General features: G+C 63.9%; 18 protein-coding genes. 6 read left to right on the top strand and 12 right to left on the bottom strand.

Annotated elements, in window-relative coordinates:
- Nucleotides 1-35: 35 nt before the first annotated feature.
- The 6 genes from ABID58_RS04755 to ABID58_RS04730 all read right to left on the bottom strand — a co-directional run bounded on the left by ABID58_RS04755 (nt 36) and on the right by ABID58_RS04730 (nt 7483).
- Nucleotides 36-1019: an ABC transporter substrate-binding protein gene (locus tag ABID58_RS04755; protein WP_354031734.1), complete on the bottom strand. Its 984-nt coding sequence runs from the start codon at nt 1017-1019 to the stop codon at nt 36-38.
- Nucleotides 1020-1147: 128 nt separating this feature from the next.
- Nucleotides 1148-4243: a MexW/MexI family multidrug efflux RND transporter permease subunit gene (locus ABID58_RS04750; RefSeq protein WP_148748954.1), complete on the bottom strand. Its 3096-nt coding sequence runs from the start codon at nt 4241-4243 to the stop codon at nt 1148-1150.
- Between the two features lie 68 nt (nt 4244-4311).
- Nucleotides 4312-5505 carry an efflux RND transporter periplasmic adaptor subunit gene (locus ABID58_RS04745; protein ID WP_354031733.1) on the bottom strand — a complete coding sequence of 398 codons (1194 nt, stop codon included), beginning with the start codon at nt 5503-5505 and terminating at the stop codon, nt 4312-4314.
- A gap of 1 nt (nt 5506) precedes the next feature.
- On the bottom strand, nt 5507-6208 hold the full coding sequence (locus tag ABID58_RS04740; protein WP_354032169.1) for a TetR/AcrR family transcriptional regulator: 702 nt from the start codon (nt 6206-6208) through the stop codon (nt 5507-5509).
- Nucleotides 6209-6353: 145 nt separating this feature from the next.
- Complete coding sequence (locus ABID58_RS04735) at nt 6354-6944, bottom strand: thiamine pyrophosphate-dependent enzyme (protein WP_354031732.1); 591 nt, start codon at nt 6942-6944, stop codon at nt 6354-6356.
- A complete protein-coding gene (locus tag ABID58_RS04730) occupies nt 6941-7483 on the bottom strand; it encodes a phosphonopyruvate decarboxylase (RefSeq protein ID WP_354031731.1) in 543 nt (180 codons plus the stop codon). Before ABID58_RS04730 ends, ABID58_RS04735 begins: the two co-directional genes overlap by 4 nt.
- A 106-nt stretch (nt 7484-7589) precedes the next feature.
- Here ABID58_RS04730 and ABID58_RS04725 point away from each other — a divergent pair, with 106 nt between their 5' ends.
- From ABID58_RS04725 to ABID58_RS04700, 6 genes are all read left to right on the top strand, one after another.
- Entirely contained in the window at nt 7590-8810 is a 1221-nt protein-coding gene (locus ABID58_RS04725) for a cytochrome P450 (protein ID WP_354031730.1), read from the top strand.
- Between the two features lie 6 nt (nt 8811-8816).
- A complete protein-coding gene (locus ABID58_RS04720; protein WP_354031729.1) occupies nt 8817-9494 on the top strand; it encodes an ion channel in 678 nt (225 codons plus the stop codon).
- Nucleotides 9495-9644: 150 nt separating this feature from the next.
- Nucleotides 9645-10859 (top strand): ornithine--oxo-acid transaminase, encoded by a 1215-nt coding sequence (gene rocD, locus ABID58_RS04715; protein WP_354031727.1) that lies wholly within the window; start codon nt 9645-9647, stop codon nt 10857-10859.
- Between the two features lie 283 nt (nt 10860-11142).
- Nucleotides 11143-12825, top strand: a complete 1683-nt coding sequence (locus ABID58_RS04710) for a Spy/CpxP family protein refolding chaperone (protein ID WP_354031726.1) — start codon at nt 11143-11145, stop codon at nt 12823-12825.
- Nucleotides 12826-12884: 59 nt separating this feature from the next.
- Nucleotides 12885-13175: a type II toxin-antitoxin system RelE/ParE family toxin gene (locus ABID58_RS04705; protein ID WP_354031725.1), complete on the top strand. Its 291-nt coding sequence runs from the start codon at nt 12885-12887 to the stop codon at nt 13173-13175.
- An 11-nt stretch (nt 13176-13186) separates the two neighbouring features.
- Nucleotides 13187-13501, top strand: coding sequence for a HigA family addiction module antitoxin (locus ABID58_RS04700; RefSeq protein WP_187434591.1), 315 nt, complete (start codon nt 13187-13189; stop codon nt 13499-13501).
- Between the two features lie 210 nt (nt 13502-13711).
- Here ABID58_RS04700 and ABID58_RS04695 read toward each other — a convergent pair whose 3' ends face one another.
- From ABID58_RS04695 to ABID58_RS04670, 6 genes are all read right to left on the bottom strand, one after another.
- A complete protein-coding gene (locus tag ABID58_RS04695; RefSeq protein ID WP_354031723.1) occupies nt 13712-13948 on the bottom strand; it encodes a hypothetical protein in 237 nt (78 codons plus the stop codon).
- 48 nt (nt 13949-13996) lie between these two features.
- Nucleotides 13997-14446, bottom strand: coding sequence for a hypothetical protein (locus ABID58_RS04690; RefSeq protein WP_354031722.1), 450 nt, complete (start codon nt 14444-14446; stop codon nt 13997-13999).
- 745 nt (nt 14447-15191) lie between these two features.
- On the bottom strand, nt 15192-16055 hold the full coding sequence (locus ABID58_RS04685) for a sugar phosphate isomerase/epimerase family protein (protein ID WP_354031721.1): 864 nt from the start codon (nt 16053-16055) through the stop codon (nt 15192-15194).
- Nucleotides 16055-17245, bottom strand: a complete 1191-nt coding sequence (locus tag ABID58_RS04680) for a dihydrodipicolinate synthase family protein (protein WP_354031720.1) — start codon at nt 17243-17245, stop codon at nt 16055-16057. Before ABID58_RS04680 ends, ABID58_RS04685 begins: the two co-directional genes overlap by 1 nt.
- A gap of 172 nt (nt 17246-17417) precedes the next feature.
- Complete coding sequence (locus ABID58_RS04675) at nt 17418-18569, bottom strand: Gfo/Idh/MocA family protein (RefSeq protein WP_354031719.1); 1152 nt, start codon at nt 18567-18569, stop codon at nt 17418-17420.
- Nucleotides 18566-19963: an enolase-like domain-containing protein gene (locus tag ABID58_RS04670; protein WP_354031718.1), complete on the bottom strand. Its 1398-nt coding sequence runs from the start codon at nt 19961-19963 to the stop codon at nt 18566-18568. The genes ABID58_RS04675 and ABID58_RS04670 overlap by 4 nt, the downstream gene beginning before the upstream one ends.
- Nucleotide 19964 lies beyond the last annotated feature (1 nt).

Here is a 19964-nt window from a genome sequence, read left to right as displayed (position 1 = left end):
AGGCAGAACCTTGTCTCCCGCCGCAGCGCACTGGGTTACTCAATGACCTCGTCGGCAAGTGCCAGCAAGGTGGGTGGAATTTCAAGTCCGGTCGCCTTCGCCGTCTTGAGATTGAGCACTAGGGGATAGCGGGTCGGGAGCTCGAACGGCAGGTCGCCGGGATTTGCCCCGTTGAAAATGCGGGCGACCAGCGCGGCCGCTCGCTCGAAGGACTCCGAAGAATCCGCGCCGTAGGACATCAGACCACCGTCGCGAGCGAATTGGTCGAATTCGTAGATCGCCGGCAGCTTTCGGACCGCGGCGAACTCGAACACGCGCTCACGATTAAGAATCGTCAGCGCGTCCGCGACCATCAGGATGCCGTCGGGCAAATCGTTGTTCATCGCGGAAAAGGCTTCGTCGAAATCGTCGGGCTCGCGCACGCCGAGTGCCTGCACGGTCAGTCCGAGCGCCTGGGCCGCCTTCGCAGATGCCTGATAACGCATGGTCATGCCGAGGTCGTCCTTGTTCCAGAGCATCGCGACCTTGGTCAGTTTCGGCGAAACCTCCTTGAGCAGCGACAGCCGCTTGGCGCTGAGCGTCGCTGCGACGTCCGAAATGCCGGTGATCTTGCCGCCTGGATGCGCCAGGCTTTCGATCAGCTTGGTCTCGACGGGATCACCGACGCCGCTGGCCGCGACAGTGGCAATGCCGGCGGCCTTGGCGGCCATGGCCGTCGGGTAGCCAATGATCACGATGACGTCGGCGTTCCCGGCCTTCAGCTCTGTGATGAGCGCGGGCAGCATCGCGACGTCGCCAAGTGCGCCCCGCGCTTCGAAGGTCAGGTTGCGGCCGAGCTTGAAACCGCGCTCTTCGAGCACCTTGATCAGGATCTTGCCGCCCCGGCTCTCCGCCGTCACCGGCGCGATCGGGGCCACCGTACCCAGGCGATAGATACGACCCGGCGTATCGGCCGACGCCATGCCCGGGCGCGCCAATGCCGCCCCGCCAAGCACTGCCAGAAATTCGCGCCTCTTCATCCGACAACCCGCCTCAAGCGCACAATCACGGCGCAGCTGCGATCATAGCACGAGATACCGCGCGACAAGAAAAAGCGGCAACAACCGTGGCTATTGCCGCTTCGCACGCAAATCGAGCTTAGGTCAGGTCAGGTCGGCCGCAGCGCCTTGGCGCCGACGTCGAGTTCATTGACCTGCTTGTTACGCTCGGAATCGGCCGCCGCGCGATGGTCGGTCGCCAGCACGACATAGACGGCCGGCAGCACGAACAGCGTGAACAGCGTGCCGATCGACATGCCGGCCACGACCACGAGACCGATCGAGAAGCGGCTGGCCGCACCGGCGCCGCTTGCCGTCAGCAGCGGGATCAGGCCCGTGACCATCGCAGCCGTCGTCATCAGGATCGGCCGCAAGCGGATGCGGGCCGACATTTCGATGGCCGATCGACGGTCGAGCCGCTCATTGACCTGGAGCTCGTTGGCGAACTCCACCATCAGGATGCCGTGCTTGGTGATCAGGCCGACCAGGGTGAGCAGACCGACCTGAGTGTAGATGTTCATGGTGGCCGCGCCGAAGAACAGCGGGATCAGCGCTCCCACGATCGCCATCGGCACCGAGATCATGATCACCAGCGGGTCACGCAAGCTCTCGAACTGCGCGGCCAGCACCAGGAAGATGATGATCAGCGCGAAACCGAAGGTGATCGCGAGCTGGTTGCCTTCCTGAACATACTGCCGGCTATCCGCGAGAAAGTCGTGGCTGAAGCCCTGCGGCAGCTTCTTGGCCTCACTCTCAAGGAACTCCACCGCAGCGCCGACGGTCACGCCGGGCATCGGCACGGCCGAGAACGTCGCCGAGTTGAGCTGATTGTAATGCGTCAGCGAGTTCGGGTCGGTCTTGGTCTTGATCGAGACCACGGTCGACAGCGGGAGCTGCTGTCCGGTGTTGGTCGTCACATAGTAGCCGCCGAGCGATTCCGGCGAAAGACGATCGCTGCGCGGCACCTGCGGGATCACCTGGTAGGACCGGCCCTCGAGATTGAAGCGGTTGATGTAGTTGCCGCCGAGCAGAACCGCGAGCGTGCTGCCGAGGTTCTGCATGTTGACGCCGAGATCCTGCGCCTTGGTGCGGTCGATCGTGACCTGCACGTTCGGCTGGTTATAGGCGAGGTCGCTGTCGGAGACGATGAACATGCCGCTCTTGCGGGCAGCGTCCTTCAGCTTCTCCATCTGCTCAAAGACGGTCTGGTAGCCCGCGGTGGAGTTGATGACCATCTGCACCGGCAGACCGCCCGGACCACCCGGCAGCGGCGGCAGGTTGAATGCGAAGGCCTGCACGCCCTCGATCTTGGAGAGCTCGGCCTGGACCAGCGGCTTCAGCGCGATCGACGACCGCTTGCGCTCTTCCCACGGCTTGAGCAGCATGCCGGCGATGCCGCCTTGCGGACCGTTGATGCCGTTCAGCACGAAGCGCAAATCGGTCTCGGGGAATTTCTGGAATTCCTTGTCGAGCTTCTCGCCGTAGAAATCGACATAGTCGATGTTGGCGTATTTCGGCGCCTTGGTCACCGCGAACACGATACCCTGGTCTTCCTCAGGCGCCAGCTCCTTCGAGGTGTGCATATAGAGGAAGCCGACGAGTCCGAGGATCGTCACGGCGAACAGGCCGGTGATAGTCTTGTAGTCGAGCGAGCGGTCAAGCCTGCGGCCGTACCAGCGCGTCAGCGCGCCAAACACCCTGTTGACGAGCTTGGCGAAGCGGCCCTCCTCGGTGTTCTTGAGGAGCACCGAGCACATCATCGGCGACAGCGTCAGCGCGATCACGCCTGATACGATCACCGAGCCGGCGAGCGTGAACGCGAATTCGCGGAACAGCGAACCGGTGAGACCGCCGAGGAAACCGATCGGGGCATACACCGCCGCGAGCGTGATGGTCATCGAGACGACGGGGCCGACGATCTCGCGCGCGCCTTCGAGCGCCGCCTGCACCGGTGTCTTCCCTTCTTCGAGATGGCGGTGGATGTTCTCCACCACCACGATGGCGTCGTCGACCACGAGCCCGATCGCGAGCACCATCGCGAGCAAGGTCAGCAAGTTGAAGCTGAAGCCCAGCGCCAGCATCAGGGTACAGACGCCGATCATCGACAACGGGATGGTGACGACCGGAATGATGACCGAACGGAGCGAGGCCAGGAACAGGAAGATCACCACGATCACGATGATGACGGCTTCGCCCAGCGTCTTCTCCACCTCGTCAATCGATGATTGGATGAACTTGGTCGAGTCATAGGCGACCTTCATCTTCATCGAGGGCGGCAGATTGCGCTCGAGCTCCGGGAACAGCGCCCGCACGCCCTTGACCAGCGTCAGCGGATTGCCTTGCGGCGTCGCGTTCACACCAATGAATATTGCATGCTCACCGTTGAAGGCGACGCTCGCGTCGGTACTCTGCGCCGCAAGTTCGACCGTGGCGATATCCTCCATCCGGACGAAGCCACCGTCCTTGGCCTTGACGATCATCTTCCGGAACTGGTTGACGTCGGTCAGGCTGGTGTTCGTCGAGATGTTGGAAACGATGAGATAGCCCTTGGTCTGTCCCGCCGCAGACTGGAAGTTGTTGGCCGCAATCGCGGACGCGACGTCGGCCGGCGATACGCTGCGGCCTGCCATCTTCACGGGATCAAGCCACAGCCGCATCGCAAAGGTCTGGCCGCCCAAAATATCGGCCGAGGCCACGCCGTCGACGGTCGACAGCACCGGCTGCACCACGCGCGTCAGATAATCGGAGATCGCCGAGCCCGACAGCTCCTCGGAGGAGAAGCCGAGATACATCACGGCCGTTGTCTGGCCCGTGGTCTTGGTGACGACCGGATCGTTCGATTCCTTCGGAATCAGATATTTGACCGAATTCGTCTTGGCCAGCACCTCGGTGAGCGCCTGGTTCGGATCGAAGTTCAGCTTGATGTAGACCTGAATCGTCGAGGTGCCGAGCACCGAGGACGAGGTCATGTAGTCCACGCCTTCGGCGGAGGCGACCGCCTGCTCGATCGGCGTCGTGATGAAGCCCTGGATCAGGTCTGCGGACGCGCCGGGATAAACGGTCGTGATGTTGATGACCGTATTCGACAGCTTCGGGTACTGCCGGATCGGCAGCACCATCGCCGCGCGCAGTCCGATCAGCAGGATCAGCAGGCTGACGACGACCGACAGAACCGGGCGCTTGATGAAAATATCAGTAAAGGCCATCGCGGCGATCTCGATTTCTATGTCTCAAGAAACGTGATCCGGCCAGGCCGGATCACGCGAGTGTAGTGTCAGTAGCGCGGCGGTTGCGCCGGGATCTGCGGAGCAGGGTCGGTCGAAATCGCCACGGCGGCGCCCGACTGCAGCTTGAGCTGGCCCACGGCGACGACCTTGTCGCCCGGCTTCACGCCCTTGATGATTTCGGTGCGACCATTGACCCGGCTGCCGGTCTGCACGAACGTGCGCACCGCACTCAGGCTGGTCTTGCCGTCCTCTCCCTTCTTCTCGGTGATCACGAACACCGAGTCGCCGTACAGGGTGTAATCGACTGCCGTCTCCGGAACGGTGATCACGGCCGGCTTGTCCGGCAGCACCACCGTGGTGGTCACGAACATGCCGGGCTTCAGGATCTTCTCCGGATTGGAGACCGTCGCCTGCACCCGGATGTTGCGCGTATCGGCGGCGATCTGCGGCTCGATCGTGGTGATCTTGCCGTCGAAGGTGCGGCCCGGATAGGCGTCGACCTTCAGCCGGACGGACTGCCCGACCTTGAGATTCGCGGAGTCCTTTTCCGTCACCGTGAAGTTGGCCCACAGCTCCGACAGATCGGTCAGCGAGACGATCGCCGTGCCCGCGGTCAGATACTGACCGACCTCGACCTTGCGGACGCCGAGATCGCCTGAGAACGGCGCGCGGACGAGCTTCTGCGAGATCAGCGCTTCGGTCTTGGCGATGCCGGCCAGGGCCTGGTCATAGGCGGCCTGCGCGGAATCGACGGTCGCCTGCGGACCGAACTGGCGCGACGCCAGCTGTTTTGCGCGGTCGAGCGAGAGCTGTGCGACCGTTGCCTGGGCCTTGTAGTTGGCGAGGTCGCCCTGATCGGGCGCGTCGAACAGCTGCACCAGCGGCGTGCCGGCCTCGACATGGGCGCCGGGCTCGAACTTGATCTCGGTGACGCGGCCGTTTACGTCGGCGCTGACGTCGACCTGGTGCACGGCGGTGAGGCCGCCGACCGCGGTGAGCAGGTTCGGGATCACCTCGGACTTCGCTTCCGCCGCGCTGACGGCAGTCGGCGGCGGCTTGTTGTTGGCGAAGAACTGCTTGATCATCTGGCCACGGAAATAGTTGAACCAGACGAGACCACCAACCAGCGCGCCCAGGAGCGTGCCGACGATGATGAACCAGAGCACCGGCCGAACCGGACGCTTGGGAGCCTTGCTGTCGATCGGTTCGCCCGAAATCTTGTGTTCGGTTACGATGTTCATGTCATGCGCTTTCTGCAATCGCCGTTTTGCCGGCACAAGCGGCCTGATCGCGGCCCAAATGCGAAGCAATTGCGGCGTCGTTAAGTCCGATGCCTCTCAAGAGAAACTCACAGAGCTGCCGCTCCAGATCGTTCGCCCTGCCATAAGCGAGACAGGGCACGGACGGCAGCCTGGTCAGCGCAGCGGTCATCACCGTATGATGCGCAAACCAGAACAGGTTGAGCGGTTCACTGCCACTCGCCCGCGCATCGCCGGCGGCGACCGCACGTTCGAGCGAGGCGACGAAGACCGCCCCGATCAGCGTCTCGATCTTGGCATATAGCAAACGAGCGAATTCGCCGTCATCCAGATGACTGGTGGCCGTCAGTCGCAGGCGCTGGGCCTCCTCCTGGTCGGGTCCGTCGGCGATCATCAGGAAATGCTGGACCATGCCGCGGATCAATTCCACCAGGGTGGCCGTTGACGGCTCGCGCTCGAGCAGCTCCATGAGCGCCGGGTCAGCCTCGCACTCGTCGCTGAGGATTTCGGCATAGAGCGCCGCCTTGGACGGGAAATGCTTGAACAGCAGCGCCTCGGAAATGGCAGCAGCGGCCGCCACGCTCTTGGTCGTGGTGCCGGTATAGCCGTGTCGGGCAAAGCAACGCTTTGCGGCTCCGAGGATCAATTGACGCCTCAGGTCGCTCGTCATACGCAATGAGCTCATGCTAGTGAGTAAGCACTCACCCACGCCAAAGTCAAGCCAAATGGTGCGACGCAACCTAGGTGGGTGCCGACTTGTTGGAAATTGGTCACACTTTCCCGACCACCGGGGGCCGGCCGTCGGCGAGGGCGAGAGCAACCGGGCGATGTCAGATCGGCTGGAAGCCGAGATCGCCGCGGATCCGGTTGACGATGTAGGTCCCGTCCCGACTTGGCAAAATCCGCTCGACGCTGGCGCTGTCGATCTTCACATTGGCAAAGCGCGGCCCCGCCGAGAGATCATGGACGGTCTTGGCGAAGGTTTCGACCTCGGCCATGGTCGAGATCGCCCGGCTGTCGCCGATGCCACAGGCCCTGGCGACGCCCACCAAGTCAGCCGCAGCCGAAGTGTGGCTGGTCTGGCCACCGGTCTCGCCATAGGCCTCGTTGTCGAGCACTGCGATCGAGAGGTTGGAGGGCTTCTGCAGGCCGATGGTGGCAAGGCTGCCCATCCCCATCAGCATCTCGCCGTCGCCGGTGATGACCAGCACCGGCAACTTTGGCTGCGCCAGCGCGAGACCCAGCCCGATCATCGCAGCGCCGCCCATGCCACCCCAGAGATAGAAGTTGCGGGCATGATCGCCCGCGGCGGTGATGTCGTTGGTGGAGGCACCCAGGCCACCGATCGCGACGACGTCCTTGCGGTTGGCCAGCAGCGCGGACACCACCTCGCGGCGGTCGAGGAGATTGGCCTTGCTCATCTGGTGAAAACCTTGGCGCCGATCAGGCGCTGCGATAGCAGGACGGCGGTGGGCGTCAGCGCATTGTAGGCTTGCGCCGCGGCCGCCTCCAACACGGCCGGCACCTCGGCTGCGTTCGAGGCGCGCAGCACCTTGATGCCGGAGAGCTCGAGCACGCCCTGCGTGGTCGAGCCCATCGGCACCTGCCACGGATTGAACTCGCCCCACTCGCCGCGCATGGTCACGAGGGTGAGGAACGGAAAACGCAAGATCGGGATCAGCGACAGCATGTTGATGCAATTGCCGACGCCGCTCGACTGCATCAGCAGCACACCGCGCTGACCGCCGGTCCAGGCGCCGGCGAGCAGCGCCACGCCTTCCTCCTCCGTCGTCAGCGGAATGCCGCGCATCGTGGAGGAGCCGAGCACGCGCTGGATCAACTTCGAATGGCCGGCATCGGGCACATAAGGCACCTGCCGCACGTCGAAGCGTTGCAAGGTCGCGAAAACATCGTCCGGCCAGCTCGGGGCGGTGTCGGAAGCATCAGCGCGGGCGTGCATTTTCCTGTCCGGTCGGCTAGCAAATCACGGCGAGACTGTAGACGGTGATCAGCACGGCTCGAAAGAGCGAAAACGGCATATCGGTCTCAACCGGTGAGTATGGCGCATGAACGCAGATGCGAAAGAACTGGCGGCCAATTTCGATCTGGCGAAGCTGACGAGCGAATTCTACGACGATCCCTACCCGACTTATCGTGCACTGCGGGAGAACGAGCCGGTCAAGCGCCTGCCGAGCGGCACCGTGTTCCTGACCCGCTACGACGACCTCGTCGCCACCTACAAGAACACAAGGTCGTTCAGCTCGGACAAGAAGCGCGAGTTCGCGCCGAAATATGGCGACACCCCGCTCTTCGAGCACCACACCACAAGCCTCGTCTTCAACGATCCGCCGGCGCACACAAGGGTGCGGCGCCTGATCATGGGCGCGCTGTCGCCGCGCGCGATCGCAGGGATGGAGCTTGACATCGTCAGGCTGGTCGACGGCCTGCTCGACACCATCGCTGCCAAGGGCGATTGCGAGCTGATCGAGGATTTTGCCGCCTCGATCCCCATCGAGGTGATCGGCAATTTGCTCGACGTCCCCCATGAGGAGCGCACGCCGTTGCGCGACTGGTCGCTGGCGATCCTTGGCGCGCTCGAGCCCGTCGTATCGCCTGCGGTCGCCGCGCGCGGCAACAAGGCGGTGACGGATTTCCTTGCCTATCTCGAGACGCTGGTCGCGCGCCGGCGCCAGAAGCCCGGCAATCCCGAGCGCGACGTGCTGACGCGCCTGATCCAGGGTGAAGACAACGGTGAGCGGCTGACCGAGAAGGAGCTGCTGCACAATTGCATCTTCCTGCTCAACGCCGGCCACGAGACGACCACCAATCTGATCGGCAACGGCCTCGTCGCGCTGCATCGGAATCCGGACCAGAAGCAGCGGCTGATCGACAATCCCGATATGATCAAGACCGCGGTGGAGGAGATGCTGCGCTACGAAAGCTCGAACCAGCTCGGCAACCGCATGACGACGGAGCGGGTCGAGCTCGGCGGCGTCGTGCTCGAAGCGGGCACGTCGGTGACGTTGTGCATCGGTGCTGCCAACCGCGATCCCGCGCAGTTTCCGGACCCTGAACGCTTCGACGTCGCGCGCACGCCGAACCGGCACCTTGCGTTCGCCACCGGCGCGCATCAATGCGCCGGCATGGCCCTGGCCCGGCTCGAAGGCGCGATTGCGATCTCGCGGTTCCTGGCGCGCTTCCCGGACTATGCCGTAAGCAGTCAGCCGGTACGCGGTGGCCGCGTCCGGTTCCGCGGCTTCCTGAGCGTACCCTGCTCGATCGGCTGAGGCGTCATGAACATCGATCGATTGCGCGAACGCTGGGCCGATCCGGCCCTGACGGTGCTGACAGGGCTGCTGGTGATCATGATGTTCGTGATCGCGCCGCTGCAGGCGCTGGGGCTTTTTGCATTCCAGGTCTCCGAGCTGGTGCTGGCGCTGCTGCTGGTCTGCGGCATCTTCGTGATATCAGGCAGCCCGGTCGCGGTCATCGGCATGCTGATCGCGCTCGGCATGATCGTGACCGGCGCGATCCTGCGGATCAAATCGCCGTCCATTCTCGATCTCAATCTGTTCGCGGGCTCGTGGTTCATCGTGGGCGCGACGATGGCCTGGGCGGTCGCGCGCCAGACTTTTGCGCCGGGGCGCGTGACCTATCATCGCGTGATCGGCGCGGTGCTGTTGTATCTGACTGTCGCGATCATTTTCGCAGCCCTCTACACCTTTATCGGCTCGCTGGATCAGGACGCCTTCGTCAGCATGAAGGTGGAAGACAGTCCCAGCCTCGCAAGCGAGGTCATCTATTTCAGCTTCGCGACGATGACCACGACCGGATATGGCGACGTCGCCCCGCTCCATCCGGTTGCGCGCAGCCTGTGCAACATGGAAGCCATCTTCGGCCAGCTCTATCCGGCGACGCTGCTGGCGCGGCTGGTCACGCTGGAGATCGCGCATCGCGATCAGGACTCCTGAGGCCCAAACAAAAATGTCGAAAACAACCCCATGCACAGTAGGGGACAGGTTGGTCGAAAATGCCCGGTGGATGCCCAGAACCATTTGACACGCCGGAGCAAATCGGCAGCATCGCGCACGTCCCAGGCTGCCCAATGGGAGTGACGAAAAATGAGCCCGTCGGTCGTTGATCTCCTCGCAACCGAAGCACGCTTTGGCGCCCATAATTACCAGCCGATCGGCGTCGTCCTGACACGCGGCGAAGGTGTCTGGGTCTGGGATACCGAAGGCAACCGTTATCTCGATTGCCTCTCCGCCTATTCCGCGGTCAGCCAGGGCCACTGCCACCCCAAGATCCTGGCGGCGATGGTGGAACAGGCGCACCGGCTGACGCTCACCTCGCGCGCCTTCCACAACGACCAGCTCGCCTTGTTCTACGAGGAGATCGCCGCGCTGACCGGCTCCCACAAGGTGCTGCCGATGAACAGCGGCGCCGAGGCGGTCGAAAGCGCGATCAAGTCGGTGCGCAAATGGGGCTACGAGGTGAAAGGCGTGCCGGACGGCCAGGCCGAGATCATCGTCTGCGCCGACAATTTCCACGGACGCACGCTGGGCGTTGTCGGCTTCTCGACGGACGCCGAGACCCGCGGACACTTTGGGCCGTTCGCGCCGGGCTTCAGGATAATCCCGTTCGGCGATGCCGCGGCGCTGGAACAAGCGATCACGCCGAACACGGTCGCCTTTCTGGTCGAGCCGATCCAGGGCGAAGCCGGTGTCATCATTCCTCCAGCCGGCTATTTCGCCAGCGTGCGGGAGCTCTGCACCGCCAACAACGTCATGCTGGTGCTCGACGAGATCCAGACCGGGCTCGGCCGCACCGGCAAGCTGCTCGCCGAACAGCACGAGGGCATTGAGGCGGACGTGACGCTGCTCGGCAAGGCCTTGTCCGGCGGCTTTTATCCGGTGTCGGCCGTGCTCTCGAACAACGACGTGCTCGGGACACTCCGACCCGGACAGCATGGCTCGACCTTCGGCGGCAACCCGCTGGCCTGCGCGGTGGCGCGCGCGGCGATGCGCGTGCTGGTCGAGGAAGGCATGATCGAGAACGCGGCCACGCAAGGCGCGCGCTTCCTGCAAGGCTTGAAGGACATCCGCGCCAACACGATCCGCGAGGTGCGCGGGCGCGGCCTGATGCTGGCGGTCGAGCTGCATCCCGAGGCCGGCCGCGCCCGCCGCTACTGCGAGGCGCTCCAGGGCAAGGGCATCCTGGCGAAGGACACCCATGAGCACACGATCCGCATCGCCCCGCCGCTGGTGATCACCAGCGACCAGGTCGACTGGGCGCTGGAGCAGTTCGCGACGATCCTGACGCAGGATTTCTCTTGAGGCTGCCTGCGGCGGAAGATCGCAATGTCGGCCGCGGCCGACAACGAACCATTCCGGCACTTCTGCGTTGAACGTCGCGGGCAGTTAGGAGCTGGGAGCTACGGTCATGCTTCCGCGTGGCGTCTGCTTGACGGCTTTTTTGATCAGTACCTCGATGCTGGCGGCGAGCATCAGTGCATCCGCCCAGCCCCATGGAAGGGGTGGACCACCAGGGCCGGCCCCAGCGCCGGCTGCACGGCCGGCAGCGCCACCCGCAATGGCGCGTCCTGCCGCGCCACCAGCCATGGCCCGCCCTGCCGCGCCACCAGCCATGGCGCGTCCCGCCGCGCCGGCATTCCATCCGCCGGCCATGGCGCCGCATCCCGCGCCGCACTTCGCCGCACCGGCGCCACGTCCGATGCCGCACTTTGCCGCGCCGCCGCGGGCTGCCCCGCACCTGGCAACGCCGCGGCCTGAATTCCATCGGCCGCCGCCTGCACCGCAACGTCCGGCCATGGCGCCGCGGCCGACGCCGCATATCGCCGCGCCGTCGCGCCCAAGCGCGCCGCCGGCCGTGAGCGAGCGGCTGTCGCGACAGGGGCAGATCGATCAGCGCGCGCAACAGCATCAGCAGCAGATCCAGCAGCGCCAGCAGATGGTGCAGCAGCGGCAGCGCGACGTGCTATCGCGCCAGACGACGGAGCGCCAGACCCGCATCGATCGGCTCCAGCAGCGCGTGCAGCAACTCCAGTCGCAAAAGCCGGAAGGTGCGCGCGCGCAGCGGACGCAAGAACGCATGCTGCAATCGCAGAACCGCCTGCTCCAGCGCGAGCAACGCGCGCAGCAGGGCGATCTGGCACGCCAGCAAAGGCTGGGACAGGCTCCCGCTGCAACAGCCGCAGCGACTGCCGCCGCGCAGGCCGCCGAGCGCGGGCGGTTTGCCGCGCGCTTCCGCGAGCAGGCCAATGCGCAAACCCAGGCGGCGCTTATCGCTCGCCAAAGCGGCTGGGCGCCCCGGCAGGCCTGGCGGCACCGCCATCCGGCGGCGTTTGTGGCATGGCTTGGACCGGTGTTCTGGCCTTACGCCTATTCCGACATTTTTGACTACACGTTCTGGCCCCAAGCCTATGAGCCCGGCTATTGGGCCTACGCGTATGACGACCTCGTCGACACCGTGTTCTGGGGCGGGGACAGCAGCCCCTACTCCGCCTATGCCAGCACCAACCCGTATGACTATCCCCAAGCCGGCGGCGGCTATCCCGCACGCCAGCGCGCCAGCGTGAGCCCGCAGACGCTTCGGCAATTGTGCGGCACGCCGGACAAGGGCGTCACGGCGTGGCCGCTCGCCGATATCGCGCGAGCCGTGCGGCCGACGCCGGAGCAACGCGCGCTGCTCGACGAATTGAAGGCCGCGGCGGCCAACGCTGCCGGCGTGTTCAAGGACTCCTGCGCGGAAACTTATGCGTTGACGCCGCCCGGCCGCTTGCGGGCGATGATGAACCGCGTCAGTGCGACGCTGGAAGCGGTCAAGATCGTGCGGCCGGCACTGGAGAATTTTTACAACTCGCTCAGTGACGAGCAGCAGGCGCGCTTCAACGCGCTCGGCCCCAATGTTGGCGAGCGCTCGCCGCCGCAGCAGCAAGCCAGTGCCCAAACCACTGCCGAGGGCTGCGGCGATCCGAAGTCCGGCCTCACCCAGTTGCCGATCCAAAGGATCGAGGCCGTGCTCCACCCCGCGGGCAAGCAAAAGGACGCGCTCGACCGCCTCAGCGAAGCGACGGCCAAAGGTGTCGAAGACCTGCAGGCGGCCTGCCCGAACGATGTACCGCTGACGCCGGTCGGGCGGCTGGAGGCGATGCAGCACCGGCTCGAGGCCATGCTGAGCGCCGCCAAGCTGGTCGAGCCGGCCCTTGACGAGTTCTATGCCACGCTGAGCAGCGAGCAAAAGGCGCGCTTCAACACGCTGCAACAGGTCGCTGGTCCCTAGGCACATAAGCGGAGCTATGACGTAAGCTAGTTATTGACATATGTCAGCTATTAGCTTACATGCTTGAAGCTACGATCAGAGGCTTCAAGAGCAAGGCTCTCGCGGAGCTTTGGGAAAAGGGACGAACAGCGAAAATCGACGCGAAAATGCACGCGCGGATTTTTCGTCGTCTTGATCGCCTGGATGCAGCTGCAGTGCCCGAGGAAGTGAATATCCCGGGCTTTGATTTCCATGCCTTGCGAGGCTTTAAGCCAACGCGCTATTCGGTCCACGTGAACGGGCCGTGGTGCATCACGTTCGAATTCGAGGCCGGCGACGCCTGTCGGATCGACTTCGAACAATATCACTGAGAGAGACGATCATGGCTCATGTCACGAAACGTAATCCTGATCGCTGCCCGACCCACCCCGGCGCGTTGCTGAGGGAGGACGTGATTCCGGCGACCGGCAAGACCAAGGCCGAGATTGCGCAGCTTCTCGGCATTTCCCGCCAGCACCTCTACGACATTTTGCGCGAGCGCAAACCGGTCTCGCCGGGCGTTGCTGTTCGGCTCGGCAAGTTGTTCGGAGATGGCGCCGGAGTTTGGGTGCGCATGCAGGCAGCCTATGATACTTGGCACGCGGAACGGGAAGAGGACGTGAGCGGAATCCCCACGCTCCGCCCCAGGGCCGCATGAATACCGCCCAGATCAGTTTCGTCATGCGCCGGCGTTTGAAGGCGGCGTCGCATTCTCTCGTTGCAACGTGGCCAAACGCCGTGGATGACGTAGTCGCCCAGCCTCAAAGCTCGACGAGAGCATGCCTGTCCGGGCCGCGGCTCGCCGTGAGACTGCGGTGGCACGGAATGCAAACGACAGCCTCGTTCCTCCTCACTCGCTCGTTCCTCCTCACGCGCTGGAAATCGTCTCCTGCCGCGCGTCATTCGTGTTTGCGATCGCTTGAGGCCGCTCTATCTCATTTGCGCTAACGGCGTTGCATTGCTGGAAGTATGAAGACAGCTCAAGATCGGCCAGGTGGTCCCAGTATTCTGCTTCTGCGAGCAGCTTCCATTTGTTCATGCTGTTGTAGGCGGCCTGTTGACGGCACAGCGAACCCATCGCACGCAAGCGTTGCACCTTCTCCACTGCGAACCTCCCTTCGCGCTTGTTTGTTTTACAAGCGCATTCGTGTTGTCACAGCTTTGCAGATTGAATTGACGAGCGATAGTCCGGTGTTTGACGGTCATCGATGATAGCGCAATCGTCTGACTTTTCACCGAATAGTCGAGCCGAACGACGCGAGCACTGACGGCAGCAAAAGGCGCTGCGCAGAATGACCGCTCTTTCGGCCTGCGCTCTACGAGGCGCATTCCATTTCAGGACTGAAATTTTAATTGTGAGCGGCCGTTCCTGGATGGTGGTTAGCTCGTGATCAGACCGGGCCGGACAAAGTTTGATCCCGAAACTATTTTGGCCCGGCCAATTGGACTGCAAGACCGCCTTCGGGCGGTCTTTCCTTATCGCCGCAAAAATCGCCAGCCTTGCCACGCCGATCACAACAATGGCCCCGACGATGACACGTCGGGGCCATTCAAGATCGTCAGGCAGGGTACATCCGCCGTGCCTGCCGATCGTTGATGCCACCGATTACCGCATCCGATCTTGCACAGACTGAGGCGCGGCTGCGGCATCGGGGTGATGATATTCTGCCTGAAAGCTGAAGGCTGTCCACCTCTCGCTGGTAGTACTCCAACCAGCTCGCTGAGCCGCGGCCTCATCGCTGGTCAACGCAGATTGCTTCGCCGCGCGAGAACCGGCTCGACGCTCCTGTTAAACTCGATCTTCTAGCCCGGTACTGCTAGTCGCAACGGCGGACTCTGCGGACCGAACCGTCGTCACGCTCGATTGTGACGGTGCGGCATCCGCGATATCCGCGATCATATCCGTAGGCGCGATAAGCGGGTCGATCATACTCCCGGTAGTAACGGTGCTCCGGGCCCACTCTTACGCCGCCGAGCGGAGTATCAACGGCAACTTGAGCTGACGCGGGTGCAATGGATATCGGCGTGGCGACAGCGAAACCAGCAACCGCCAGCACACCAGCCAGTAACAGTGTTCTCATGAGAGTTTCCTCCTGAGTGATTGTGTCATTTTCCAACATCCCAGACGGGGGCAAGGTTCCTGCGCGAACCTTATCCAAATGGCGGGTGGCTCAGATTTTGGCCGCCCGCTTCGGACGGATACGGACACCAGCCCCGCCGCGCATGTTCCTGAACCGTTGAGGGTCATTCGCGACCCGGTCGAGCCGGCAGCGCTGGCCGCCCGAAAGGCATATGCGATCGCCCTGCGGCGAGCCCGGACAGCCGATCGAACCTAATTTCATCGCGCTCTACACAAATGTCCGATGCCGTTCGATGCAAGTCCGTAGCACCTCGTCCATCGGCTTGCCCCACCAATCGTTGGAGAAGATCTCGATTTCCGAATAGCCGGCAAAACCCTGCGCCTCGACGGCCGCGCGCGCCGACTTGATGTCGATGACGCCGTCGCCCATCATGCCGCGGTCGTTGAGGATGTCCCTGGTGGGCACCAGCCAGTCGCAGACGTGGAACGCGAGCAGGCGGTCCTTGCCGGCCCGTGCGATCTGCCCCGACAGCTCCGGATCCCACCAGATGTGATAAACATCGAGCGCGACGCCGAGCATGCCGGTGCTATCAGGATCGAGCCGGTCGCAGATATCGAGCGCCTGCTTTGTCGTGTTGACGCAGGCGCGGTCGGCGGCATAGGCGGGATGCAGCGGCTCGATCGCCAGCGGCAGCTTTGCCTGCTTGGCGTAATCGAGCATGTCGGCGAGAGCTTCCTCGACCTGCCCGCGCGCCGCCGCGATATCTTTCGACGCTTCGCTGCCGGGCCGGGAATATTGCGGCAGGCCGCCGACGACGAGCACGATGCAGGGCGCGCCAAGCGCCTTGGCCTCATCGACGCAGCGGCGGTTGTCGTCACGCACTTCGGCGCGGCGCGATGCGTCCGACGTGAACATGCCGCCGCGACAATAGCCCGAAAGATCAAGCCCTGCATCGCGCACCGCGCGCGCCGCGCGATCGAGGCCCACGGTCGCGACCTGATCGCGCCAGGGATCGATGGCGCGGATGCCGTGCCTGGCGCAGGCCTCGACGATCTGGACGAGGTCACCCTGCTTGCGGACTGTCGCCGTGTTCAGCGACAGCCAGCGATGGTCGGACGAGAAATCGCGCATCAGGCGTCGATCCCGTGCGAGGCCAGCACGGTCTTCATCCGCCGCGTCGCCAGTTCGGGTTTGGCGAGCAGGCCGGCCTGATCGGCGAGCCGGAACAGCTCGGCCAGATGCAGCATCGAGCGCGCGCTCTCCTGGCCGCCGACCATGGTGAAATGGTCCTGATGGCCGTTGAGATACGCCATGAACACCACGCCGGTCTTGTAGAAACGCGTCGGCGCCTTGAAGATGTGGCGCGACAACGGCACCGTCGGCCCAAGCACGTCGTGGAAGCCGGCCTCGTCGCCCGCAGCCAGCCGCGACAGCGCGTAGGATGCTGCGGGCGCAATGGCATCGAAGATGCCGAGCAGCGCGTGTGAAAAGCCTTGGCTATCGCCAGCGATCAGCTCCGCATAGTTGAAATCGTCGCCGGTGTACATCTTGATGCGCTTGTCGAGGCGCCGGCGCATGTCGATCTCGCGCTGCTTGTCGAGCAGCGAGACTTTCACCCCATCGACCTTCGCGGCATTGCCGTTGATGATGGCCACAGCAATGTCCATCGCCTTGTCGAGATCCCCGGTGCCCCAATATCCAGTCAGCGCCGGATCGAACATGTCGCCGAGCCAGTGGATGATCACGGGCTCCCGGACTTGCGTGAGCACACGGTCATAGACCTTCGCGTAGTCGTCGGCGTTGCGGCCGAGCTTTGCCAGCGCGCGCGACGCCATCAAAATGATGCGGCCGCCGACCTTCTCGACCGCCGAAATCTGCTCCTCATAGGCGCGGATCACGTCGTCGAGGCTCTTGGCGTCCTCCACGGCGAGATGGTCGGTGCCGGCGCCTGAGAACACCAGCGCATTGCGGCGCTTGGCGGCGGACACCGAGCGCGTGATCAGCTCCAGCGAGGTCGGCCAGTCCAGCCCCATGCCGCGCTGCGCGGTGTCCATGGCTTCGGCAACGCCGAGGCCGAGATCCCAGACGTGCTCGCGGAACGCGATGGTCTTGTCCCAGTCGACGGCTGCCGAAAGCCAGGGATCGTTGTCGGCAAAGGGATCGGCCACCATATGCACGGCGGAGAAGGCGATCCGGTTGAGCGGTCCTTCGAGCTTTGCGGGGAACGTGCGCGAGGCCGCAAGCCGGTAGGTCTCGATCGAACGGTCGGCCTTCGGCAGCTTGAGCGACAATGACGACATCGGCAGGACCGGCTTGTTCATGATTTCGAACCTCTCCCCGTCATTGCGAGGAGCCACCCGGTCCGGCCTTTGGCCGGCCGGATGATAAACTCCGCGACGAAGCAATCCAGACCGTCGCCGCGGAGGGACACTGGATTGCTTCGCTTCGCTCGCAATGACGGCTTGGTAAACATCGCGACTTATCCAATAGACTTCAGGCCTTGATCGGGGCGACGTCGATCCAGCGCCGCTCCTTCCAGCTCTTCAGCGCGCATTCGGCGAGCTGCACGCCCTTGACGCCTTCGAGCAGCGTGAACTTGTAGGGCGCATCCTCGTAGACGTGGCGGATGAACATCTCCCACTGCTCTTTGAAGCCGTTGTCGTAGGTGACGTTGTCCGGCAGCTTCTGCCAGTCGCCGTAAAAATCATGCAGCCGCTTCTCGTCGGGATTCCACAGCGGCCGGGGCGTTGCCTGCCGCGCCTGGATCACGCAGTCGGTGAGACCCGCGACCGCCGAGCCATGCGTGCCGTCGACCTGGAAGGTGACGAGGTCATCCCGATAGACACGCGTGACCCAGGACATGTTGATGTGTGCGATGACGCCACCCTCGAGCTGGAAGGTCGCGTAGGCGGAATCATCCGCGGTCGCCTTGTACTTCTTGCCCTGCTCGTCAAAACGCTCGGGAATGTCGGTGTTGCCGATGCAGACCACGCTCTGGACGTTGCCAAAGAGATTGTCGAGCACGTAGCGCCAGTGGCAGACCATGTCCAGAATGATCCCGCCGCCGTCCTCGTCGCGGTAGTTCCAGGATGGCCGCTGCGCCTCCTGCCAGCCGCCTTCGAATACCCAATAGCCGAACTCGCCGCGCACCGAGAGGATGCGGCCGAAGAAGCCGGAGTCGCGCAGGAAGGCGATCTTCTTCAGGCCGGGCAGGAACAGCTTGTCCTGCACCGTTCCGTGCTTGACGCCCTTGGCATTGGCGAGCTTGACGACCTCGAGCGCTTCCTCAAAACTCGTCGCGATCGGTTTCTCGCAATAGACGTGCTTGCCGGCGTTGATGGCCTGTGCCAGCAGGCCGGGCCGCGCCTGTGTCGTCGCAGCATCGAAGAACATGGTGTCGTTCTTGTCGGCGAGCGCGGCATCGAGGTCGGTGGTCCAGCGCGTGATGTTGAAGCGCTTGGCAAGCGCCTCGAGCTTCTCGGCGCTGCGGCCGACCAGGATCGGATCGGGCATGATGCGATCGCCGTTCTTCAAGCGAACGCCGCCCTGGTCGCGGATCGCCACGATCGAGCGGATCAGATGCTGGTTGAGCCCCATGCGGCCGGTGACGCCGTTCATGATGAGGCCGAGGCGTTGGGTGGTCATGCCAATTGCTCCCTAGGTGATTTTGGCTGTTCGAGCGGGCGGAGCGCCGACCAATCCGGATGGACCGACGTCGCAAAGCCCGCAACATGGAGCGATCCCGTCAGGAGATCGCCGTTGTGAATGGAAAGCCGGATGCCCTGCCCGGCATCGGCATAGAGATCGGGATGCGCGGCGGCGAAGGCCTGCGCTTCAGCGACCGGCGTGTCGCCAAAGCCATCGACATAGTGATGGCCGTTGCGCTCGGCGTGGGTGACGCCGATGAAGGCGCCGAGCGCGAGATCCTGCTGCACGGCAAGGCCCGCCTGGCAGGTGAGGTCCTCGCCGGTCACGAAGAACCTCTCTCCGCCCGCGCTCCATTTCGCTGCGCGCGTGGCGTTGACGATGGACTTGTACAGCCCCTTGCAGGACTTTGACGAGATGCCGTGATAGCCGAGCGCGCGCGCCGCGGGGAACGCGTCGTAGGAGTCGTCGGCCTCGTCGATGATGAAGCCGCGCGCGGCGAGCGAGCCGAGCGGCGATTGCCGGGTGATGTCGCGCGGCATGGGCTGCTCGACATAGAGCAATCGCGACGCGATCGACCGCAGCGCAGGCTCGCGATCGAGCCGGTCGATCAGCGCCTGCAGGGCGGCGAGATCTGCGTATTGTTCATTGGCATCGAGCGTCACCTTGTGGTCACGACCGAGCGTGTCGAGCTCCTTGCCAATGCGCGCCAGCCGGGCCGCATCGGCCGCGGGATCGCCGGACAGTTTCAGCTTGAAGTAATTCGCACCGGCGTTCTCGGAGACATCGGCAACACTGCCCTCGCCTTCGACGGTATCGTCGAGACCGACGGTATGCCTGATCGCAACACGCGGCAGCGGCTTGCGGCCGGCGAGAAACGTCGCGAGGTCGGCGTCCTTCAGGTCCGGCGACAGGCGCGCATCGATGCCGGCGATGTTGGCAGCCAGCCCGTCGAAAAAATTGAGCTCGGTGGCGCGGAGCAGCGCATCGAGGATCGCCTTGTCGATTTCTGCCGGACCATAGGCCGCGGCAAGCGCCGGAATGTTCTGCTTCGCACAGGTCGCGACCTGGGCGCCGATGCAGGACGCGTGCAGATCGAACGCCGTCAGGAATCCGGTACGCGCAAGATAGAGCCCGCGCGCGATCGCGAGCGATCGACGCAGTTCGTCGACCGTCTGCGCCGGCGATAGCTCCGGCCGCTTGTCGAACCATTTGGGCACCAGCAGTTCGGCGCTGGCGCCGACAGCACTTCCTTTACCCTCGACCTCGATCTCGACCCGCATGAACAGCTGCGGCGTCGCGTTGATGGTAACAGCGCCAAAGCGGAACGGCCGCGCGAAATGCACGGGACGTTCAAAGAAGGCGATATCTCGCAGCTTCAGGCGCGGGGGCATG

It is taken from the genome of Bradyrhizobium sp. S3.2.6 (assembly GCF_040546885.1).
GTDB classification, from domain to species: domain Bacteria; phylum Pseudomonadota; class Alphaproteobacteria; order Rhizobiales; family Xanthobacteraceae; genus Bradyrhizobium; species Bradyrhizobium cytisi.
The sequence above is the reverse complement of the archived record's forward strand: the minus strand, read 5'-3'. Positions and strand labels throughout refer to the sequence as shown.

Bases quoted from the DNA above. Each gene is read 5' to 3' on its own strand.
- ABID58_RS04745 (WP_354031733.1), bottom strand. From the start codon at position 5,505: ATGAACATCGTAACCGAACACAAGATTTCGGGCGAACCGATCGACAGC.
- ABID58_RS04750 (WP_148748954.1), bottom strand. From the start codon at position 4,243: ATGGCCTTTACTGATATTTTCATCAAGCGCCCGGTTCTGTCGGTCGTC.
- ABID58_RS04735 (WP_354031732.1), bottom strand. From the start codon at position 6,944: ATGAGCAAGGCCAATCTCCTCGACCGCCGCGAGGTGGTGTCCGCGCTG.
- ABID58_RS04680 (WP_354031720.1), bottom strand. From the start codon at position 17,245: ATGAACAAGCCGGTCCTGCCGATGTCGTCATTGTCGCTCAAGCTGCCG.
- ABID58_RS04730 (WP_354031731.1), bottom strand. From the start codon at position 7,483: ATGCACGCCCGCGCTGATGCTTCCGACACCGCCCCGAGCTGGCCGGAC.
- ABID58_RS04720 (WP_354031729.1), top strand. From the start codon at position 8,817: ATGAACATCGATCGATTGCGCGAACGCTGGGCCGATCCGGCCCTGACG.
- ABID58_RS04705 (WP_354031725.1), top strand. From the start codon at position 12,885: ATGCTTGAAGCTACGATCAGAGGCTTCAAGAGCAAGGCTCTCGCGGAG.
- rocD (WP_354031727.1), top strand. From the start codon at position 9,645: ATGAGCCCGTCGGTCGTTGATCTCCTCGCAACCGAAGCACGCTTTGGC.
- ABID58_RS04670 (WP_354031718.1), bottom strand. From the start codon at position 19,963: ATGCCCCCGCGCCTGAAGCTGCGAGATATCGCCTTCTTTGAACGTCCC.
- ABID58_RS04710 (WP_354031726.1), top strand. From the start codon at position 11,143: ATGGCCCGCCCTGCCGCGCCACCAGCCATGGCGCGTCCCGCCGCGCCG.
- ABID58_RS04675 (WP_354031719.1), bottom strand. From the start codon at position 18,569: ATGACCACCCAACGCCTCGGCCTCATCATGAACGGCGTCACCGGCCGC.
- ABID58_RS04685 (WP_354031721.1), bottom strand. From the start codon at position 16,055: ATGCGCGATTTCTCGTCCGACCATCGCTGGCTGTCGCTGAACACGGCG.
- ABID58_RS04725 (WP_354031730.1), top strand. From the start codon at position 7,590: ATGAACGCAGATGCGAAAGAACTGGCGGCCAATTTCGATCTGGCGAAG.
- ABID58_RS04740 (WP_354032169.1), bottom strand. From the start codon at position 6,208: ATGAGCTCATTGCGTATGACGAGCGACCTGAGGCGTCAATTGATCCTC.
- ABID58_RS04700 (WP_187434591.1), top strand. From the start codon at position 13,187: ATGGCTCATGTCACGAAACGTAATCCTGATCGCTGCCCGACCCACCCC.
- ABID58_RS04755 (WP_354031734.1), bottom strand. From the start codon at position 1,019: ATGAAGAGGCGCGAATTTCTGGCAGTGCTTGGCGGGGCGGCATTGGCG.